Genomic DNA, 21373 nt, shown 5'->3' on the forward strand with positions numbered 1-21373 from the left:
GCCTTCGGGCATCTTTAATATTTTTTTGATAGTTTTGCCTACTTAAATTTTACTCTAAGTGTTTTTATGATAATTACAAGTTCTTGAATAACTACTACTCTACTTCAATCACTAACGGCATATGGTCACTATAATCATTCCATTCTTTATATTTTCCAACTTTAAAGTCTACTGTTTGAATTAAATTTGACATAAAAACATAATCTGTATGATAAAGTTTATCTCTTTTTCTATACATATAAAAAGTAGGAATACTTTCTTCACCAAATTTTTGATTAAATTCATTATGATAAATACTTTCTATATTAAACAGTTTAACCTTTTCAACAACTTCCGTTATACTTCCTTTTAATCTTCTACTGCTTTTATCCCAAATTTTATTCCAATTAAAATCACCCGCTATAATAACCTTTCGATTTAAGATGTTGGTTTTAATTAACTCATTTACTAATTTACTAACTTGACCTATATATCTTTGTTCAGAATTTTCAATATCATTCATTGCCCAAATATTTATTAATAAGAGCTTATTATTTACTTCACAAATTTGAAAATACTTAACATCTAAATTTATTTGTAATTCTTTTAAAATAAATCCTTTTTTACTAAATATACCAATGCCTTTGTTAACATTATCTCCCTTCCAGATTTTATTTTCAAACATACTATGATATTTATCGGATATTTCACATTCTTGTATTAATACTATATCAGGATCATAAGTTTCTATTAGTTTTTGTTGTTTTTTCCTAAAAGCCATGTTACAGTTCCAACTAACTATTCTCATAAAAATACCTCAATTCAATTTAATAAAATATATTTCTTAACTTTAGATAATAATATCATTTATTATATAAACTCGTATAATCTGCTCTAATAACGTTATATTTCCTACTGTCCAGACTTAGATAATTTATTTCACTGACTTTAATACTTGAAGTTCTTATTTATCCACTTTTATCTTTTTCAATTTTAAACATTGTTTCATTAATGTATTTGTCCATTTTATATCCCAGCTTTCTTTATATCCTTGTTCCTTTGCCCATGTTAGAAATCCTTCATAATCTTCATGGTTAGGATCGTTTATCACTTCTAAAAACTCTTCATACCCACCTATCCCTCCCACATCTTCAGGTGGACATGCACCTTCCCCTTCAATGCAAATTGGATAACCAAATTCATACAAATGATAATACATCCAACCCATTGAAAATTGGATTACTTTTATTGTACTCCTAAAAATTTAGTACAATCCACAGGACATTTAATATAATCTTCCTCCTCAAATCCAACTCCGTAACAATAGAAGTCATGTTCTCTTCCAATTCTCATAACTGTTATTCTTCTACTTCCACTACGTGTAGTATTATCTAAACATTTCATAGCATCTTCATAACTTAATACTGCCATATATGTTTGGTTTAAATCATCATTTGTACATACAAGACATATTAAGTTTTCCTTATCTTCTTTTTCAAATACACAGTGAAAATATATACTAAAAAACTCATACACAATCGTGCATGAGCAAGTTTATATAGTGATTCCCTTTCTAATTAGAAACTGTTGTGCTTTCGGCAGAATACCATTATCTAGCAAGTGGCAATTATCTCTATAAAATTCAGTACAAAACCGTTTAATAGAAGTATCAATATTTTCTACAGGTTTACATGTTTGTATATCAAATCTTTCACCATTATATATAACTTCTATATATCTATTATAATTAAGACCATTTTTCAACAATAAATCAAATAAAACTTTTCCTCTATAATTTAACTTTTTAAGCTCTTTCTCTATTGCTTCTCTTTCATCAAATGGGTTGATATAACTAGTAGACATTATGACATACTCATAAATGTTACTACATGTCTTTTTTATTACATAGTAATTCATTTTTATCAACCCTCCTCTCCAATAATATTATTGGTTAATGCTATTATATGTTCTATCTATTAATTCGATTACTTCGTAAATAATATTTAATGCATCTTCTTTTCTAGTCAACACTGTAGTTGTACATAAAATCTGGTCTGTATGAAATAAACTATGTCTATTTTTATTAAAATAATTATAACACTCTTCAAGTGCAGCACAAGTTTTAGGACAATTAATCGAAACAATACTTTTATTTAGCCTGTACTTAAACTTATTTGTTCCATTAGTAATAAAATAAGGTGTTCTTTTACCATTTACTATTTTTGCAAATCCTAATTTATTCTCAACCCTTATTTCATTATTGCCAAATAATATTTTTATATACCCTTCTAATGCCTTTAAAGCTGGAAATACATAACTAGAATACTCTTTCACCGGGATTTGTAATTTACTAAATACAAGAGAATCATATAAAAAGTCAAGTATGGTTGGGTGTAATTTATGATATGAATTTGGAAGCAACTCCTTCAGTTCATTTTCTATATTCTCTTTATCTATATTTAACTTCTTACTGTATTGTTCTTTAATATTTTGTGAATTTACTAATCCTTCTAATAAATTCTTTACTTCTATATAAAGTTTCATAATCTTTCCTTGATATAATAGCTTATCAGTAGTTTCATAATATGTCAACGTTATTTTATCTCCAATATTGCTATTGAATTGATACAATGTACCATATCCGTTATTTACTGTCTCATTTTTTACTAATTCTACACCTTTAATGCTATTCAAATATTCAATTAAAAATTCAACTTTTTCTTTATTAATATTAGTACTAAAACTAACTGACGTTACATCAGTAAATTCACATTGTGTTTTAATAAATTCACATAACTTTAATGAATTATTATATGCTTCACCTGAACCTATAGGTTGTAAACTGGTTTTGTTATCATTTCTGAAATAAAAATCTGTTGTAAATTCAATACCATCACCTTCAATATAATATCTGGTTTGGCCAGTAGCAGTGTTAATTTCCTTTTTCTCTTTTAATTTAAATTGATTAAAATTTATTTGACAAAACTCTATTATAATATCATTGATTTTACTTTTATCAAGACTTAATTTTTTAAATCTCTTTTTCGTCATAAATCCCCCTCCAAAACTAGTTTATTTCTATTTCAACTATCTTTGCCTCCTGCTTTGTTTTTACTATAAAAATTGCTTTTAGTTCTTTACAGTCTAGTACTATATTGAGATTTTCTATGTCTTTTATTTTTAAGTTTTCATTTCTCCACTCCTGCTTAAATTTATCAACTAGTTTTTTTGTATTAAACTCTTTTCCTTCAGATGTTCTAATGTTAAAAATCGGGATAAGATTTGTTTTATACACTTTACTTTCTACTAAATGAATTGAATCATATTTCTTACCATGTTCTACACTTAAGTTTTCTAATAAAGCTTTTTTTGCTAATCGATCTGCTTCCTCATTATAAATATTACCTGAGTGGGCCTTTACTTTATTAAATATGACTTGTAGTTTACCACTTATTGAATTATAAAATTTTTTATACTCTTTAGTTGCTTCTTTATTTGTTTTCCATGAACCAGTAGCCCATTTTTCTATGCCTTCATAGTCATAGTAAAGATAAAGAATTTTAGCTTTGTTTTTTATAGCATAATTAATTGCAACTTTAGCTCCTGTTATTTCACCTGCAACATTTCTCATATTAACTAATTTCTTGTCTTGTGCTCTACCATATAACTCCTGTTTTTCACCCTTATAAAAAATAATAACTCCATAGCTATAAAATTTAGTGTTTATATCATAACTTCCATCTACATAAGCAATCATTTCGTTATTGTCTAGTTGACTAATATCTTTATGCAAATTATGATTTATATTTTTCAAATATAATCTAGCATCCTCTACTTTATCAAAACTTTTATATTGTGCTCCTGAATAACCAATCACAGCATCCTTACACTCTTTCCAAGTTTTAAATATCCCTGTCTTTCTACCTTTACGTACAGCATAAACTTTATTCTTAACCATACTGATTATCACCTCAATTAAATTTAACTAATATGCTTATCTAACATTTTCTATAACTCTATTGTAAATCCTTCTAAAAATTTCTAATTTTTAGTTTTATATACAATAAAATTTAATGTGATATACTTTAATAAAAGATATAAAAATAAGAAAGGGTGATTAAGATAGACTTATTACATAAGTTAAAAGAAAAAAAGAATTTACAGTTGAGTTATGAACAGCTAAAAATAGTAAATAATATTGATGGGCCAGCTTTAACTTTAGCAACAGCTGGTAGTGGAAAAACAACTACCATTTGTTGTAGAGTTGGAAATCTAGTCACTAGAAAAATAACTAAACCTGAAAGAATTTTAGTATTATCATTTTCAAATGCTTCTGTTAATGACATAAGAAAAAGATTTGAAAGCCTATTTACTAGCATAATCCATCTTAATGAAATGAAAAAAATAAAATTTTCTACTATACATTCATTTGCCAATTCAGCATTAAGATATTATTTTAATAAGATGGATAATATACCTTCTATTATTGATGAGAAAGAACAAAATTCGTTGATATCGCAAATATTTTATGAAATAAACAAAAGAAGACCAAGACCAAGTGAAAAAAAAGAAATATTAAGCCTTATATCATATATTAATATTAATAAAATTAAAAATAATATTAATATCAGCTCTTATAACTTAATTAGTAGTTTTGGATTGATTTATAAAAGATACGAACAAATCAAAAGAGAGCAGAATAAAATAGATTTCACAGATATGTTATTTATGTGTTATACCTTATTAAAAGAATACAAGCCATTACAAAATACGTTTGAAAATAAATATGATTATATATTAGTAGATGAAGCACAAGACATGTCATTAATTCAATATGAAATTATAAAACTAATGACATCAAAACATGAAAATTTAATGCTTGTAGCTGATGATGATCAAAGTATTTATGGATTTAGAGGCAGTAATCCAGAAATATTAAAAACCTTTTTATCAGATTATAAAAACGCTGAAACTATGTATCTATCTAAAAATTATCGTTGTACTAAAACTATTGTAAATGTAGCAAAACAATTTATTGAAAAAAATCCAAACAGATTTAAAAAAGATATTAAACCTTATAATAATAAAGAAAGTGAACTTATAATTAAGCATTTTAAAGAAGAAAAAAATCAAAACATGTTTATAGCTAACGAAATAAAACGTAAATATAGTAATGAATTACAAGATACAGCGATTCTCTTTAGGGACTCGCTATCTGCAATACAACTTATTTATTATTTAAATAAATATGATATCCCTTTTTATTGCAATATAAGTGAAATAAAATTTTTTAGACACTTTATAAAAAATGATATAATGGCAGTTATTCTACTTGCATACGATAGAACAAACATTGAATCTCTATATGAAATTTATAATAAAATTAACCTACCTTTTAAAGATAAAGATATAAAAAAAGTTTTTGATCAAAAATATAAAACAGAAGATACATTTAGAGCATTCGAAAGATTAAATGCTTATTATAATAAGGAACAAAAAAATGCAATGAAAAATTTAGAATATCAATTAAATGAACTTTCAAAATTAAATCCAAATGAAGCAATTGACTATTTTCTAAACAACATGAATTACAAAGATTATTTAGCTAATCTATCTAATAAAAGTGGATATGCAAACTCTATATACGCAAGATATATTGATTTGATGAGATTCCTCACAAAAAACGAACCATCTATACGAACTTTCTTGTATAAAATAGGAAACTTACAAATAAATGTGAAAAATTCAAAAGAAAACAAAAATAAACAAGCCGTTACACTAAGTACTTTACACAGTGCTAAAGGACTAGAGTTTAAGAATACATTTATAATTTCTGCTAATAAAAATATAATTCCCTCTATCCCAAGTTTAACTCAATCTAAAAATCCTCAATATAATGCATTAGATGAAGAAAGAAGATTAATGTATGTAGGTCTCACAAGAGCTAAAGAAAACTTATATATACTATCTTATAAACAACCATCTAGATATATAACCGAATTAAAAGATATTATTAATAATATTAAAAATAATTAAAGATGAATAAAATTCTACACTTATGATATGCTCCCTTTAAAATAGACTAATAAAAAACATTCACAACTAGGGAGCATATCATCAATTATATTAAATTATACTTTTCTATCTAAATTTCAACAAATCAATTTTAGAATAATCAATGTTTCCGTTATCATCTAGTAAATCTTCATCAGCGTGTATGTATTCAACTTTTCCAATAAACATTTCATGAGAACCTGTCATTATAGAATCAACTACTTTGCATTCAATGTTGACAGGACAATCTAATAATATTGGTGCTTTTACTTTTACCCCTTCTTTATAGTTCATACCAGCCTTAACAAGTTTATCTTCATCTCTTCTGCTTGTACTTCCAAGATATGCATATTTTTCTCTTAAGCTTTCTGGTACAAGATTTACAACAAATTCACCAGTTTCTTTAATCATATGATAAGAATATCTACTAGGTACAATCCCTACCATAACCATTGGAGGGTCATAACTACAGTTGCCAGCATATCCAACAGCTAATGCATTAACTTCGCCTTTATTATTCCTACAAGAAACCAAAATATCAGGCATTGGCTTTAAACAACTTCTAAAATTCTTTGCTTCTGCTTTATTCATTCTTAAACATCCTTTCGTATAATTGCTATAAACATTGTATCACTATAAGTTGCATTTGCCAATAATATTCATCCTGTAAAACTAACCTTATAATCTTATAATATTATCTGTATACCTTCCTTTACATTCTCCTATATTTTAAAGCCTATTTTTACTGAACCCTTTCTTAATCATAAATACTATTATTACTATAAAAATTACATAAAATATCGGACTGTTTATAATGCTATATATAATCAATAATGGAATAAAATAAGCTCCATATGTTAGCTTAATGTTCAATATGAAAGGTATCATTAATAAATAAAGTAAATACGGTATATATTTTTTATTAACCTTAGACTTTACTATTCTTGTAACTATAAAAAGTAATAGTAATATTAATCCTATTAATACATTGTGTCTGAACCTATAATTAGTGTTAAAAATAAGTCCTTTCTTTTCAGTAAAGGAAAAAAGCCACTCTTTATCTGGAATTTTGTTTAATGTGCCTTTATAGGTATAATTATTTACTTTTTCTATAAGAATATTTGAATAAAACTCAATATTACTATCTTTAGGAAATTCTACTTTTAAATTTACCTTTGCATCTTCCTCCCAAAACTTTGCTGGAGTTAGATAATAAAGTTGAGAAAATACTGTATTTATTATTTCATTATAGTTATAAAAACCACTATCACTATAATAGCTAATATTTAGTTTAATTGTTTCATTAGGCTTGATTGTTACTGGAAAGGTAGCTCCTGAAATATCTTCTGTATTCCTAAAATAAGAATTAGGACTTTTATCAAGGGGCTTTTTACTAATAGGCTCTATAATTGGTTCCTTTAAGCTAACTTCCCAGTTTGATGGAGGTTCTATATCTTCCTCTTTTTTTATATCATTAACTTCTTTATTGTTTACCTTTACTTTAAAATCAGCACTTTTTACTGAAGAAGTTATAAACATGATATCAATATTTTGCTCTTTATCTGTTAAGTTTTTAAGGTTGTATTCAACTTCAACTTTAGCTTTGTAGAGATTTTCTTCAACCTTAAAGTTAATTGTTTCTTCTGTTAACCTTATGCCTGAGTTTTCATTAAAGATTATTGTTTGATCTTCTGGATTTTGTATAGGTTGTGCTGCATTTGCATATACAATTACAGGAATAATCAATGAAATTATGCTTATAATTAATATTAATTTTTTCAATTAAATCCCCCATTATAATTTGATAATAAAATCTATGTAATAATAAATCTTGATATTTTTGGTAGTCCCTTAATGTAAGTATATTCCGTGAACTAAAAAAGGTCAAGACTGAAACTTCATTCTTTCAATCTTGACCTTTTATTACAGCTTATAACATTTTATGTATCTACTGTTAATTTTCCTTTTCCATAAACTGATTCCCAATCTTTGATGAATTTTTCAACGCTAGCTTCAGTCAAAGGAAACTTTACTAAATTATCATATATATCAGGACTAATAGTCACAGCATGAGCTCCAGCAAGACTGACTTTATGTACTTGCTGAACGTTTTTAAAACTTGCTGCAATAACCTTTGTACTAACATTAAATTTATTAAATAATTCAATAATCCCTAATACAACTCTTACCCCATCTCCTGATATGTTATCTAATCTATTTACATAAGGTGCAACAAAATCAGCTCCAGATTTTGCAGCTACTAATGCTTGTTGTGGAGTAAATACCGCAGTTGCAGTTATGTTTATACCTTTTGCTTTTAATATCTTCATAGCTTTTATTCCTTCTGGTATTACAGGAACTTTTATATAAGTGTTTCTTCCAAGAAGCTTTGTAAGGTATTCTCCTTCCTTTACAATGTCCTGAGCCTCTGTTCCCAATGTTTGTACATGAAGCATCCTTTCTCCTATTGCGTTTCTGATTTCTGATAATAGCTCTTTAAAGTCTCGTCTTTCTTTAGAAATAATAGTTGGATTAGTTGTAATACCATCTAATGGATACATATCTAGCACCCTTTTAATTTCATTAATATTGGCAGTATCAAGTATATAAAGCACAACTCATCTCTCCTAATAATATAACTTGTTTAAATATTTAATATTTCCTTTGCCTTCTCAATAACATTTTCTTTAGTCAATCCATATTTCTTATATAACTCATCTGGCTTTCCAGACTCTCCAAAAGTATCATTAACAGCTACTCCTTTTACAATACATGGTATCTTTGAAGATACTACCTCACACACTGCACTATAAAGACCTCCATATAAGAAATGGTCTTCTCCTGTAACTATTCCTTTAGTTTCTGTAGCTGCTTTTAATATTAACTCCTTGTCAATAGGTTTTATACTTGGCATTTCTATTACCCTTACACTAACCCCCATTTTTTCCATTTCAACAGCTGCTTTATACATAATATCTACCATCGAACCGTGAGCCATGAAAGTAATATCATTACCTCCTTTTAAAGTATACCCTTTACCTATTTCAAATTCCTTATCTTCCGAAAAATGAGTAGGACACTCTTTTCTGCCAATCCTCACATATACTGGTCCATTATGTTCTATAGCTTTAATTATAGCTTTTTTAGTAGATATTTCATCTGAAGGAGCTAAAACTACTAAATTGGGTAATTCTCTCATAAGATCTATGTCATCTAAACTTTGGTGTATAGCTCCATCCATACCTATTGCTAAGCCTGGATGGGTGGACATTATTTTTACATTTGCATTAGAGTATGCAATTACCTGTCTAATTTGGTCATATGTTCTTCCTGGAGCAAAGCAAGCAAAAGTACTTACTATAGGTATAAATCCTACCCTTGCCAATCCAGCTGCTATTCCGATCATATTTTGTTCAGCTATCCCTACATTTAAAAATCTATCTGGAAATTTTCTTCCAAAATATACTACTTTTGTAGCTGCAGCTAAATCACCACTTAAAACAAATATTTTATCATTTTCTTCTCCTAATTCTTCTAATACTTTACCGTGCATATCCCTTGGTGCCATGATTTTAGTCATCTTTTTCACCCCCCTGATTATCAAGCTCTTGGAGGGCTAGTTTGTATTCCTCGTCATTCATCTTCTTTGAATGCCACTCTATTTTATTTTCCATAAAAGAAATACCTTTACCCTTTACTGTGTTTGAAATAATAATATTTGCTTTATCTGGTTTTAATGCATTAAAACCTTTATCTATATCATTGAAGTCATTTCCATCTACTTCTATTACATTAAATTTAAATGCCTTAAGCTTTTCTTTCATTTTCCAGTCTCCAACTACATTTTCACAATAATCATCTAATTGCAACCTGTTGTTATCTATAATCGGTATTAAGTTATCTAGTTGTAACCGTCCTTGTAAAAGTAAAGCTTCCCAAATTTGTCCTTCTTGCATTTCTCCATCCCCAAGTAAAACGTAGACTTTATTATTTATATTTTTCTTTTTATATCCTAAAGCTAAACCAAGACCAAATGAAAGACCTTGCCCTAACGAGCCAGTACTACATTCTACCCCTGGAACACTATCTATTTCCGTATGTCCTTGAAGTCTTGAATTAATTTGTCTATATGTTTTTAGTTCTTCAACGGGAAAGAAACCTCTTCTAGCTAAAACACTATAATAGCCTAAAGAAGCATGACCTTTACTTAATACAAAAACATCTCTATCTTTTTTTAATGGTTCTTTATTATCTATATTCATTTTATAAAAGTATAAGTATGCCATAATTTCAACTGCAGAAAGGGAACCTCCAAGATGTCCTGAATTAATAATTTTCTGAATTTTTATGCAGTCTCTTCTAACTGTATTAGCTATTTCCTTCAACTTATTTAACTCATTTTTATTCATGTTATCACCTTTTTTCAATTAATCTGATAATTAATTTTTTTTCTAATAAAAAAGGGGTAGATATATCTTCTACCCCTAATTACTAAGTACTTATAGTTTACTGAGCAAATAGCTTAACAATATTACCTAATATAATACCTACTACACCAAAGTCTGCATCACTAAATGTTGTATTTGCAAAACCTAAATCACCTAATACTGGCATTAATAAAACAGGTAGGAATGTAATTAATAAACCATGTGCAAATGAACCAAAGAATGCTCCTTTTTTACCTCCTGTTGCATTACCAAATACTCCAGCTGTAGCTCCACAGAAGAAGTGAGGTACAACACCCGGTAATATAATAGTAGATTTAAGTGCTATTAGTATTAACATACCTACTATTCCACCTAAGAAACTTGATAAGAATCCAATTAACACTGCATTTGGTGCATAAGGGAATACAACCGGACAATCTAGTGCTGGCTTTGCGTCTGGAACAAGCTTTTCAGATATACCTTTAAATGCAGGTACTATTTCAGCTAAAATTAAACGTACACCAGCTAATATAACATATACCCCACCTGCAAAGGTGATAGCTTGAATTATAGCAAATAATATAAAGTTTTGTCCACCACTTAATCCATGTACATATTCAGGTCCTGCTGCGATTGCTACTATTACATAAAATATTGCCATAGTCAATGCAACTGCAACTGAGCTATCACGTAAAAATCCTAAACTCTTTGGAAAATTCATTTCTTCAGTAGATTTGGAATTTTTTCCTACTAATTTTCCTACCCATGCAGATAATACATATCCAACTGTACCAAAGTGAGCAAATGCTACATCATCTGTACCTGTTATCTTTCTCATAGTAGGTTGAGCTATAGCAGGGAAGAATGCCATAACAAATCCCAATACTAAAGAACCTACAAGAACAAGTGAAAAACCACTTAATCCACCTACCATAAGAATAACAGCTATCATTGCAGCCATATAAAGGGTATGGTGTCCAGTTAGGAAAATATATTTCATCTTAGTGAATCTAGCAAATAAAATGTTTACTAACATACCAAAGGCCATAATAAGAGCTGTACTAGTACCATATTCTTCTAAAGCTAAAGCTACTACAGCTTCATTATGAGGAACTACTCCTTGCATATTGAATGCTTCCTGAAACATATTTCCAAAATGACTTAATGCTGATACTGCTATTCCAGCACCTCCACCAAGAACTAAGAATCCTAGTATTGTTTTTATAGTTCCTTTAAACACATCTGAAATGGATTTCTTTTGAAGCAATAACCCAATTAACGATATAATACCAACTAATATAGCTGGAACACTAAGAATATCAAGAATAACTTTAAACATGAGTTTTCTCCCCCTTTTTATTAATAAATAATATAAATGCATACTACTATCTGACTAAAACTATATGATTTCTTTTTCTTTTAACTTTGCTGTAAGCTTTTCTTTCAATTCATTCATGTCAATCATACTATTTAATGATACAGTGTCGCCTAGTGCTTCTAAATTAGCAGCTATATCTCTAGTGCCAACATAGATATCAGCATTTGAACCAGAAGCACTAGATAAATCAGCATGATCTACTTCTACGTTTTCAACGTTTAACTCTTTTAGGATTTTTTTAATATTCATTTCTATCATAAAACTGCTTCCTAATCCTGAACCGCAGCAAACAAGTATTTTATACATTTCTATCACCTCCTTATTATGTTTTTATTAGCTATATTATTTATGTGAATATTTATTTATTACTGATAGTACCTCTTCTTTATTAGTAGCGTTCATAACTTGATTTAAGTCATTAGTATTCATAAATAACTCCATAAGCTGAGATAAAGCTTTTAAGTGACTTTTATTATCTACAGCAGCAAATGTTACTATCATCTTAACAGGATCATTTGTTTCATGACCAAATCTTACTGGACTACTTAATGTAATTAAACTCATACATAATCTATTTACACCATCCTCTGGTCTAGCATGGGCTAAAACAATCCCAGGTGCAACTACCATATAAGGTCCAACTTCCTTAAAGTTATTATAGATTGCATTAACATATTCATCGGTTATATAACCTTTTTTAGATAATAAATCTGCTCCCTTCTTTATTGCCTCTTTCCATTCTCTAGCTTCAACATTTAATTCTATTACTTCTCTTGTTAACAGGTCATTTAACATATATGTCCTCCTCTCATTAAGAAAGCTCTTTTGATTTTCCTTTAATTCATACATAATTTCATATTCCAATAGCCCTCTATCCTTTATATCACAATATTTTTCAATTACCTTCATCAATTTGTCAACTAAAATATAATCATAATTTGATTTCACTTCATATTTCATTTGTAAATAATCTTTTAGTTTTTTATAATCTTTTTTCAAGAATAAAGGACTAATTTTCACATAGTCTTTTTGTACATATTCAGGTATATCAACTGTACTTATTATTAAGTCAAATTCTTTCTCTTCTATCTTACTAATCTCTCTACTTGATATAGTGTCAACTATCTCTACATTGAATTCCCTGATAAGTTTAGATGCTACCATCTTTGCTGTTCCAATTCCTGTTCCACACACCACTATAACCCTTACATTTTTAATTTTGTTATCAACTGCATTTTCAAGTGCTGCTCCAAAATGTAAAGCTATATATGATATTTCATGTTCGTTTATACTTGAACCTAAATAATCCTCTAAATGCCTTGCTACTAACTTAGTATTTAAAAACAGTTCCCTATATTTTGAAATAATTTTATTATGTAATGGATTTTTTTGATGTAATCCAAATTTTACTCTATATATCATAGGTCTAAAATGTACAATTAAATCATCTATAATTTTATTTCTATCTTCAAAGGATACTTTATATATGCCTTCTATTTCTTCAATCATTTTTTCAACAATACCGCTTAGTTCATTTTCTTCTAATTCACTATCTTTTAAAGATTTAGCCCCCAATAAATGCAAAGCTATATAATCCAGTTCTACTTTTGGAACTTTTATATTAAACTTATCCTCAATTTTACTAATAATCTCTTTAGATACTTGATATTCTCTAGACCCTTCTATCCCTTCAACATTGATATTAGGTATATAAATTTCCTTATTTAACTGTAATCTTTTTATCATTATGGCTACATGGGTAATTAAGTTTCCATATCCATCATCACTAAATTTTTTATTTAGTTTATGCTCAGCATAATTTATTAAATTATTTAAAAAATCTATATCTATTTCTGAAAATAACAAATCAAATTGAATATTATTAATCTTAGATACAGCAATTTTTCTATTGATATATCCATATATTTCTTCTAAAGAAATATTTTCAGAAGTACATTCGATAATTGCCTTTCGCTTATCCAGTTCACTACCTTCAATTAATAATCCTATCCTTGGCTTTCTTATCAGACTAAGTTTTCTCTTTTTAAGCCACTTTTCAACATTATCAAGCTCTTTTAATACTGTATTTCTTGATACATAAAGCTTCTTTTCAAAAAATCCTATTTTTAAAGGTTTATTTGCTTGTAACAATTCTAATATCATAATTGTACTTCTTTCACTCTTTGAGTACACATATTTATATGGAGTTTCTGTACTTATAAAAGTGTTGATAAAGTCTTCTAAGCCTTCTTGTCTTTTTAGCTTAATTCCATTAATATGATGCCTTTCAAAATAATCAAACCCATTTTTAACTAAGAATCTTTCAATTTTATCTAAGTCATATCTTATAGTTCTAGGTGTAACCTTGTATTTCTCTGCTAATTCCTGTGTTTTTACAAAATCATAGCTTTGTATTAAATGTTGAAGAATACCTATGCATCTCTTATTTAACTGCATATCATCATCCCTTATAGATTTAAGTTCCATTATAAATATATTCTAATAAACGGAAATTATGAACTATTAATTTTTTGTAAAATTACATTTTATTCCTTGAAATGAATTTTATACAATCTAATCGAAGCTTAATTTATATATTTAAAACGATTTCCTATTTTTATTTTATATTTTTTCTACATAAAATGCCATATTCTCCTATAATTTAATACTTCCAATTGTTCCGGAAATTTTAAACTTTATTATGGAAACTGTGTAGTTTTCAACATTATCCCCCAGTATTATTTCAATTTATATTCTGAATATTTCAACTTTTGTTCACGAAAAATATTAATAATATTTCATTAAAAAAGGTCAAGACTGAAACTTCATTCTTTCAACCTTGACCTTTATAATAAATTAACTACTTATTTAACATTCTCTCTATTTCATATTCATTAAGCTTTTCTTGAATCCATCCATTATATTCAGCTGATACTTTTTGTTGGAATATTGTTTCTCTTACCTTTTCTTTACTTTCTTCGTAATTTGGTTCCTTTGCTTCTTTTTTGTCTTCTACTTTAATTATGTGATAACCAAATTGACTTTTCACTGGTTCACTAATTTCACCAACCTCTAAAGAAAAAGCAGCTTCTTCAAATTCAGGAACCATTTCACCTCTTTTGAAGAATCCTAAGTCTCCACCATTTTCAGCACTATAAGTATCAATTGAATATTCCTTTGCTAATTTTGCAAAATCTTCATTTGCATCAAGTTTTTCTTTGATTTCTCTAGCTTGTTCCTCACTTTCAACTAAAATATGACTAGCTTTAACCTGCTCTTCTGTACCGAATGACTGTTTATTTTGTTCAAAGAAAGCTTTCATTTCCTCTTCTGATATTTCTATTTGTGGCTCAAGAAGCTTTTCTATCTTTATACTTCTTTTAATATCATTTTTAACATCATCCATTGTATAACCATAGCTTTCAACCATTTGTTTAAATTGTTCTTCATCTCCATATTCACCTATTATGTCTGATATCCTGTTATCAATCTCTTCTTGTGAAACTTTTATATTTTCCTTAGCTGCTTCTAATTCAATAACTTTTTCTGTAATTAATCCCTCTAATACTTTTTCCCCATTTTGCTTAACTAAAGCCTCATAAAGTTCATCCTTAGTAATGGATTCTCCATTTACTTTAGCTACTACACTGTTATCACTTACTTTCCCACCATTTGAACAAGCACTCACAACTAACATTAAAGCTAATAATGTTATAATTAGTATACTTGTACGAACCTTTCCTTTTGTAAATTTTTTAATCAAAATTATGTCTCCTTTCTAAATAAGTATTTTTGTGTCTCTTTGTAATTATATCAAATTTTTCTAATTTATTATATAAAAAATTTGTGATGGAATTGTGATGTTATTATAATTTTATGCTATAACATATGTTTGAAGGTAGAGCCTAAGCTCTACCTTTTTAACCACATTTAGAATATCCACAATGTCTACATACAACACATCCACCTTCGTGTTCAAGCTTACTACCACATTCTGGACATGTACTTCCTCCTACATCTTCTATATTAACACTTGCTGATACTTCATCTACTGCTGTAGATTTATTTAGTTTATGTGATGGTTTTGAGTTTTCCTCCATTTCCATTATTATATCGTTAACTGAAGTCTCCTTTACATCTACATAAGTATTCATAACTCTTTCTAGTGCTTTACCGATAGCATCAGGACAGGATAATACCTTAATATCTTTATTAGTAGCTCTTTGACGCAATGTTGAATGACATCTTATACCCTTAAGCTGCTCTATTATTTCTTTTACATCCATTCCTGACCTTAAAGCTATAGATATAAGTCTACTTGTAGCTTCACTTTGACTTGGACAACCTCCAGCTCTGCCTAAGTTAGTAAACACTTCACATATTCCATTATCATCATAATTAACAGTTATATAAAGATTTCCACAACCAATTCTTACTTTTTCAGTTATTCCTTTTGTTATTGCTGGTCTCATTCTAGGTTTAATTTTTACTACTTCTTTACTTTGACTATCATCTTTTTTGTCTTCTGTTTTACCTGTACTAAGAACTTGGTTATCTCTACTTCCGTCTCTATATATAGTAACCCCTTTACACTCAAGCTTATATGCTAAAGTATAAACCTCTTCTACATCCTTCATTGTTGCATCCTTCTTAAAGTTAACTGTCTTTGATACCGCATTATCTACATGATTTTGAAATGCTGCTTGCATTTTTATATGCCATATTGGTGATATATCATGAGCTGTAACAAATACTTTTTTCACATCCTCTGGTATTTCATCTATATGCTGTATCGTACCTTCTTTAGCAATTCTCTCTATTAGCTCATCAGAATAAAATCCTCTTTCCTTTGCTACTTTTTCAAAATATGGATGAACTTCTATTAATTTATCGTTATCCATTATATTGCGTATAAATGAAATTGCGAATAATGGTTCTATTCCACTACTAGCACCACCTATTATACTTATACTACCTGTAGGTGCTATAGTTGTTGTAGTAGCATTGCGTAACTTTATTCCTTTTTCGTTGTATATACTTTTATCGTATGCAGGGAAAAGACCTCTTTTTTGTGCTAATTCTATAGATTTTTCCCTAGACCTTGCATCAATGAAGCCCATTACTTCATTTGCTAAATCAACTGCCTCTTGGGAATTATACGAAATTCCTAGATAAAATAACATATCTGCAAATCCCATAACTCCTAATCCAATTTTTCTTGTACTTTTAGTCATTTCTGCTATTTTCTCTAGAGGATATTTATTCATATCTATAACATTGTCTAGAAAATGTACTGCTTTGTCTACTGTTTCTCCTAGCTTTTGATAATCAACTTCATATCCTTCTTCAGTTTCTTTGACCATTTTTCCCAAGTTAATGGAGCCTAAGTTACAAGACTCATAAGGTAATAGCGGCTGCTCACCACAGTTGTGTACAACAACACAGTTTGCTATTAGTGAATGAGTTTCTTCCTCTGTAATGTCATATACATCTACTTTTTCACCTTTTTCTATTTCTTGTACTTTAACTATAAACTTGGTTTTCTTTCTTGAAGGTCTATTTATCTTTGTTAGTTTTTCATTTTTCTCAGTATGAATTAACTCTCCTACTACTTCTTTAAATCTGCAGATGTCATTTTCATTTATAATTAGTTCAAAGTATGGCTTTGTTTCATACTCCCTTATCTCTCCATCTTTAGTTTCATATTTAAATTTAGATGGATTTTCCTTTGTTCGTTCATATATAGTTGAATATACTCCAGAATTTAATAATATCAATTGAACATCTCTTAACAATTCTATTGAGCTTGAAGTTAACCTAATGTCTCTATGATTTTCATCTACATAATTTACTGTTCCATTAGAACTAAATAATCCATTTAAATAAGCTGAAACTGTTTTTTTAGATGCTGTAAATATGGACTTTGGTACTCTCTTTTCATGAGCTTTATTAGGTAAAACTCCTAAAGATTTTATTAAATCTACAAATTCTTTTCTTTTACATAATAGTTGCCAAACTCCATTTTCTCTTTTATTTACTATGCCTTCTCCAGCACCTTTTGATTCAGCAATCTCTCGTATCTTCTCCATTATATATTTTTCTTTGTTAACAAAGACCATACCTATTACTTTTTCGTCTGATGTTAACCATCCGTCACCAGTTAGCCATCCTAATAATAAACCTAGTTCTTCGCCTATTGAATCAGAATCAGCCCAACTACCTTGTTCTGATTGTATTAATACATAGTCCTCTGTTGTTAAGTCCTTAGCTTCCTTCCATCCCTTTGTTGTAAGAATCCTATGGTCTGGGGTTACCTTTAATATTTGTCCATTTTTAAGCCTTATTTCTACAGTATCTTTAACTCCTGTCTTAAAAACTTTAGCTGTTCTCTTTGTCACACCGTTTTGATAATATTCTCTTCCATTATATTTAACCTTTTCATTAATTACTCTGTCGTCAGTAAATATTTCTATTTCTCCGTCCTTGAATTCTTCATATAAATCCTTAATCTTTTCTAGTCCATTTTTAGTTGATATAAGTGTGTCAGGATGAAAGCATGGATTAGTACTTTCTATTTCACCTATACCAGGAGTTGGGTTAGTAGCATTTATTCTATCTAAAAATACAATGCCTGGCTCACCATTAGTCCAAGCCATCTTAATTATGTAATCAAATACTTCCTTTGCATTTAACTGTCCTACTGTCTCTTTAGTATGCGGGTCTATAAGGTCATAATCTTCTTCATTTTCAACCGCCTTCATGAATTCTTCAGTTAAACCTACACTTATATTGAAATTAGTTATTTGTGTAATATCCTCTTTGCAACTAATAAACTCCATAATATCTGGATGATCTACTCTTAGGATACCCATATTAGCTCCTCTACGTGTACCACCCTGTTTTACGGCTTCTGTAGCTGAATTAAACACTTTCATAAAGCTAACAGGACCAGATGCTACTCCCCCTGTAGATTTAACAGTTGCCCCCCTAGGTCTAAGTCTTGAAAAGCTAAATCCTGTACCTCCGCCACTTTTGTGTATAAGTGCTGCATTTTTTATGGCATCAAAAATACCCTCCATAGAGTCTTCTACTGGCAACACAAAGCAAGCTGATAGTTGTCCTAGTTCCTTACCTGCATTCATTAATGTAGGGGAATTAGGTAAAAACTCAAGATTAGACATCATTTCAAAAAAACTTTGTTCAGTTTTCTTTATATCAGCTTTCTCATCATACATCTTATCAGCTTTAGCTATATGTTTAGCAACCCTTTTAAACATTTCTTCTGGAGTTTCAATTACATTTCCATCTACATCTTTGGTCAAATATCTTTTTTCAAGAACTTTCAAAGCATTATCTGTAAGTTTCATCAGTGTCCCCTCCATATTCTACATTTAGTGGTTTGCGACTGGTAATCACTCTACATATTGTATCATTTAGTGTTGTATAAGTCAATGAGGCTATTTATACATTATAAAAGACCAGAAGGCATCCTTCTAGTCTCAAATAGTTATTCCTCTATATTTTCTTCTTTTTTTATTTTTTCAAATCCTTCTTTTGTATATCTATTAGCAGAATTCCAAAAAATCCATTCCTCTAACCCTACATCATAAGTAGCTTGTATCTGTGCTCTTATTTCTTCTGGACCATAATATATAAAATGTTCACCATAAGCTTTTTTCAACCATGTCGCTGAAAAATCTTGTAGCCATGGTCTAAGTATTGCTTTGTCTTGGTCTTCAACATTTTCTATATTATCTATTCTATCTTTTGCTCTAGTAAGTGCTGCATAAATTATTTTGTAAGGGTGAGAATCTGGATACCTTACCCCATATGAGCCTAGTGCATAGTGTGATGGATAAATCATAGGACATAAAATATCTGTGTTGACTGCCAATGTTTCTAAATGTTGTCCTATTCCTGAGTCACCTTTTACGTTTATAATGTCTCCAAATACATCAGCTGAAACATAGACACCTTTAGGTTCTAATCTCTTTCTTGCGTATGCTAAGAATTCAGATATAGCCTCTGCTTTAGTTTTCTCTTGTCCAGCTTGTCCATAATCTATAATTGACCTATTGCCATCTGTTGGAAATCTTACATAGTCAAACTGTATTTCTTTAAAACCCTTTAAAGCTGCTTCCTCTGCCAATCTTATTGGATACTCCCATGATTCTTTGTTGTAAGGATTAAGCCATGCATTACCTTTATTATCCCTCCATATCTTTCCACTCTTTGTCTTTATAGCTAAATCCGGTCTCTTTGTTCCTGCTAATCTGTCTTTGAATGTAACTATTCTTGCTATAGTATAAACATCATTTTGTCTTAAAATCTCCATTTTCTCTTCAAAATCTTTGACTTTAATATTTTTATTAGCTCCTATTTCCTTTGCAAGTTCCACATTGGACTCATAGGATAATATACCTTTATCGTCTTTAACGTCTATTACCATAGTATTAATTTCTGTTTCATTTACTAATTTCAATAGTTGATTAAATCTTGGTGTATAAGCTAAAGAATTACCTGTTAAAAATATACCTTTCACTTTTACCTTCTCTTTATACACGCCCCAGTTAGTATCTGGTTGTACCATATAATCATTAAATGATAAGTTATTATCTAATGCATACATAGAATCGTCAGTTGACGTATTAGAGCCTAAAGCATTGCTAAATATATTTGAATTTGTAAATATTAATAGTATTGCTATTACAGAAACTAATGTAATTAATATGGATTTTTTTATATTCTTCATATATTTATTACACCCCATAATCTTATATTGTCATTCCCTAATTTGCTAGTTATCTGATTCTATAATAGAATCTCTAATATATCCTTTAGTGTTTCTTCTGCATATTCACCTTTTTTATATTTACGCTTTGCAACAATAATATTAGCTTGGCTACCATGTTCCATTATATATTTTAATTGTTTAGGATGTTCTACAAAACTACCTAATTCATTAAAATCTTCATCATAGAATACAAACGTAGGAATCCTAATCTTTTCTTGGTCACAAAACTTTTTAAAAAAATCTTCATTTCCCTCTTTACCAACTATAGAAAAGCTTATATTAGAGTTTATTTGTGACATCTTTTCTAAAACTGGTACATTTATCATACAATCAGGACACCATAATTCAGCACAAACTAGTATTTTAATTTTTCTATTTATAGATTTAACTTGTTCTGCTAACTCTTCACTAAATTCAATACTATTTAATACCTCTAATGTCTTTTCCTTATAAGTACCATTATCTCTATTCACAAATTTTTCAAAGGAAGTCCCTTTATTAAACAAATCGCAAGCTTCCATCCTTAATATTCCCCCTCAATATTAAAAGAAATGAATGCAAATGGACATACGCTTAAAATATAGTAATTTACACAATAACGATATAATAAATTATATTATATATATACTATAATTACAACTTGTATTAAGTGGTAGGTAATGTATTTATTCATAAAAACATGGAACGCTGAACCGGGTTCGGCGTTCCACAAAAAATAAAAAAACAAATTTGGCAGCGACC

19 protein-coding genes are annotated in these 21373 nt (G+C 28.9%); 1 reads left to right on the forward strand and 18 read right to left on the reverse strand.

Annotation, left to right across the window (positions count from 1 at the left end; translation table 11 throughout):
- Positions 1-94 precede the first annotated feature (94 nt).
- The 6 genes from L21TH_RS09690 to L21TH_RS09715 all read right to left on the reverse strand — a co-directional run bounded on the left by L21TH_RS09690 (position 95) and on the right by L21TH_RS09715 (position 3937).
- Positions 95-787, reverse strand: coding sequence for an endonuclease/exonuclease/phosphatase family protein (locus L21TH_RS09690; protein ID WP_034429872.1), 693 nt, complete (start codon positions 785-787; stop codon positions 95-97).
- A 156-nt stretch (positions 788-943) separates the two neighbouring features.
- A complete protein-coding gene (locus tag L21TH_RS09695) occupies positions 944-1186 on the reverse strand; it encodes a plasmid pRiA4b ORF-3 family protein (protein ID WP_006314935.1) in 243 nt (80 codons plus the stop codon).
- A 38-nt stretch (positions 1187-1224) separates the two neighbouring features.
- Positions 1225-1515: a hypothetical protein gene (locus L21TH_RS09700; RefSeq protein WP_034429873.1), complete on the reverse strand. Its 291-nt coding sequence runs from the start codon at positions 1513-1515 to the stop codon at positions 1225-1227.
- 18 nt (positions 1516-1533) lie between these two features.
- Positions 1534-1896, reverse strand: coding sequence for a type II toxin-antitoxin system RnlB family antitoxin (locus tag L21TH_RS09705; RefSeq protein WP_006314937.1), 363 nt, complete (start codon positions 1894-1896; stop codon positions 1534-1536).
- A 27-nt stretch (positions 1897-1923) separates the two neighbouring features.
- Complete coding sequence (locus L21TH_RS09710) at positions 1924-3030, reverse strand: RNase LS family HEPN domain-containing protein (protein ID WP_006314939.1); 1107 nt, start codon at positions 3028-3030, stop codon at positions 1924-1926.
- Positions 3031-3046: 16 nt separating this feature from the next.
- A complete protein-coding gene (locus L21TH_RS09715; RefSeq protein WP_006314941.1) occupies positions 3047-3937 on the reverse strand; it encodes a ribonuclease H1 domain-containing protein in 891 nt (296 codons plus the stop codon).
- Between the two features lie 155 nt (positions 3938-4092).
- On the opposite strand from L21TH_RS09715, the gene L21TH_RS09720 reads away from it, so the two are divergent.
- Entirely contained in the window at positions 4093-6015 is a 1923-nt protein-coding gene (locus tag L21TH_RS09720) for an ATP-dependent helicase (protein WP_006314943.1), read from the forward strand.
- Between the two features lie 105 nt (positions 6016-6120).
- Here L21TH_RS09720 and L21TH_RS09725 read toward each other — a convergent pair whose 3' ends face one another.
- The 12 genes from L21TH_RS09725 to L21TH_RS09780 form a co-directional block, all read right to left on the reverse strand.
- On the reverse strand, positions 6121-6624 hold the full coding sequence (locus tag L21TH_RS09725) for a flavin reductase family protein (protein WP_006314945.1): 504 nt from the start codon (positions 6622-6624) through the stop codon (positions 6121-6123).
- Positions 6625-6762: 138 nt separating this feature from the next.
- Positions 6763-7815, reverse strand: a complete 1053-nt coding sequence (locus L21TH_RS09730) for a hypothetical protein (RefSeq protein WP_006314946.1) — start codon at positions 7813-7815, stop codon at positions 6763-6765.
- A 158-nt stretch (positions 7816-7973) separates the two neighbouring features.
- The gene (locus tag L21TH_RS09735; RefSeq protein ID WP_006314947.1) at positions 7974-8648 is read right to left on the reverse strand and encodes a fructose-6-phosphate aldolase; all 675 of its coding nucleotides are present in this window, start codon (positions 8646-8648) and stop codon (positions 7974-7976) included.
- Positions 8649-8677: 29 nt separating this feature from the next.
- The gene (locus L21TH_RS09740) at positions 8678-9613 is read right to left on the reverse strand and encodes a transketolase family protein (protein ID WP_006314948.1); all 936 of its coding nucleotides are present in this window, start codon (positions 9611-9613) and stop codon (positions 8678-8680) included.
- Positions 9606-10460 carry a transketolase gene (locus L21TH_RS09745; protein WP_278244303.1) on the reverse strand — a complete coding sequence of 285 codons (855 nt, stop codon included), beginning with the start codon at positions 10458-10460 and terminating at the stop codon, positions 9606-9608. Before L21TH_RS09745 ends, L21TH_RS09740 begins: the two co-directional genes overlap by 8 nt.
- A gap of 79 nt (positions 10461-10539) precedes the next feature.
- Positions 10540-11799 (reverse strand): PTS ascorbate transporter subunit IIC, encoded by a 1260-nt coding sequence (locus L21TH_RS09750; RefSeq protein ID WP_006314950.1) that lies wholly within the window; start codon positions 11797-11799, stop codon positions 10540-10542.
- A gap of 60 nt (positions 11800-11859) precedes the next feature.
- The gene (locus L21TH_RS09755; RefSeq protein ID WP_006314954.1) at positions 11860-12144 is read right to left on the reverse strand and encodes a PTS sugar transporter subunit IIB; all 285 of its coding nucleotides are present in this window, start codon (positions 12142-12144) and stop codon (positions 11860-11862) included.
- A gap of 36 nt (positions 12145-12180) precedes the next feature.
- Positions 12181-14325 carry a BglG family transcription antiterminator gene (locus L21TH_RS09760; protein ID WP_081627956.1) on the reverse strand — a complete coding sequence of 715 codons (2145 nt, stop codon included), beginning with the start codon at positions 14323-14325 and terminating at the stop codon, positions 12181-12183.
- Between the two features lie 373 nt (positions 14326-14698).
- Complete coding sequence (locus L21TH_RS09765) at positions 14699-15601, reverse strand: peptidylprolyl isomerase (protein ID WP_006314958.1); 903 nt, start codon at positions 15599-15601, stop codon at positions 14699-14701.
- Positions 15602-15758: 157 nt separating this feature from the next.
- Entirely contained in the window at positions 15759-19205 is a 3447-nt protein-coding gene (locus L21TH_RS09770; RefSeq protein WP_006314960.1) for a TSCPD domain-containing protein, read from the reverse strand.
- Between the two features lie 140 nt (positions 19206-19345).
- Positions 19346-20590, reverse strand: a complete 1245-nt coding sequence (locus L21TH_RS09775) for a putative glycoside hydrolase (protein ID WP_006314964.1) — start codon at positions 20588-20590, stop codon at positions 19346-19348.
- Positions 20591-20649: 59 nt separating this feature from the next.
- Entirely contained in the window at positions 20650-21153 is a 504-nt protein-coding gene (locus L21TH_RS09780; protein ID WP_006314965.1) for a thioredoxin family protein, read from the reverse strand.
- Between the last annotated feature and the right edge of the window lie 220 nt (positions 21154-21373).

It is taken from the genome of Caldisalinibacter kiritimatiensis (assembly GCF_000387765.1).
Classification (GTDB): Bacteria; Bacillota; Clostridia; order Tissierellales; family Caldisalinibacteraceae; genus Caldisalinibacter; species Caldisalinibacter kiritimatiensis.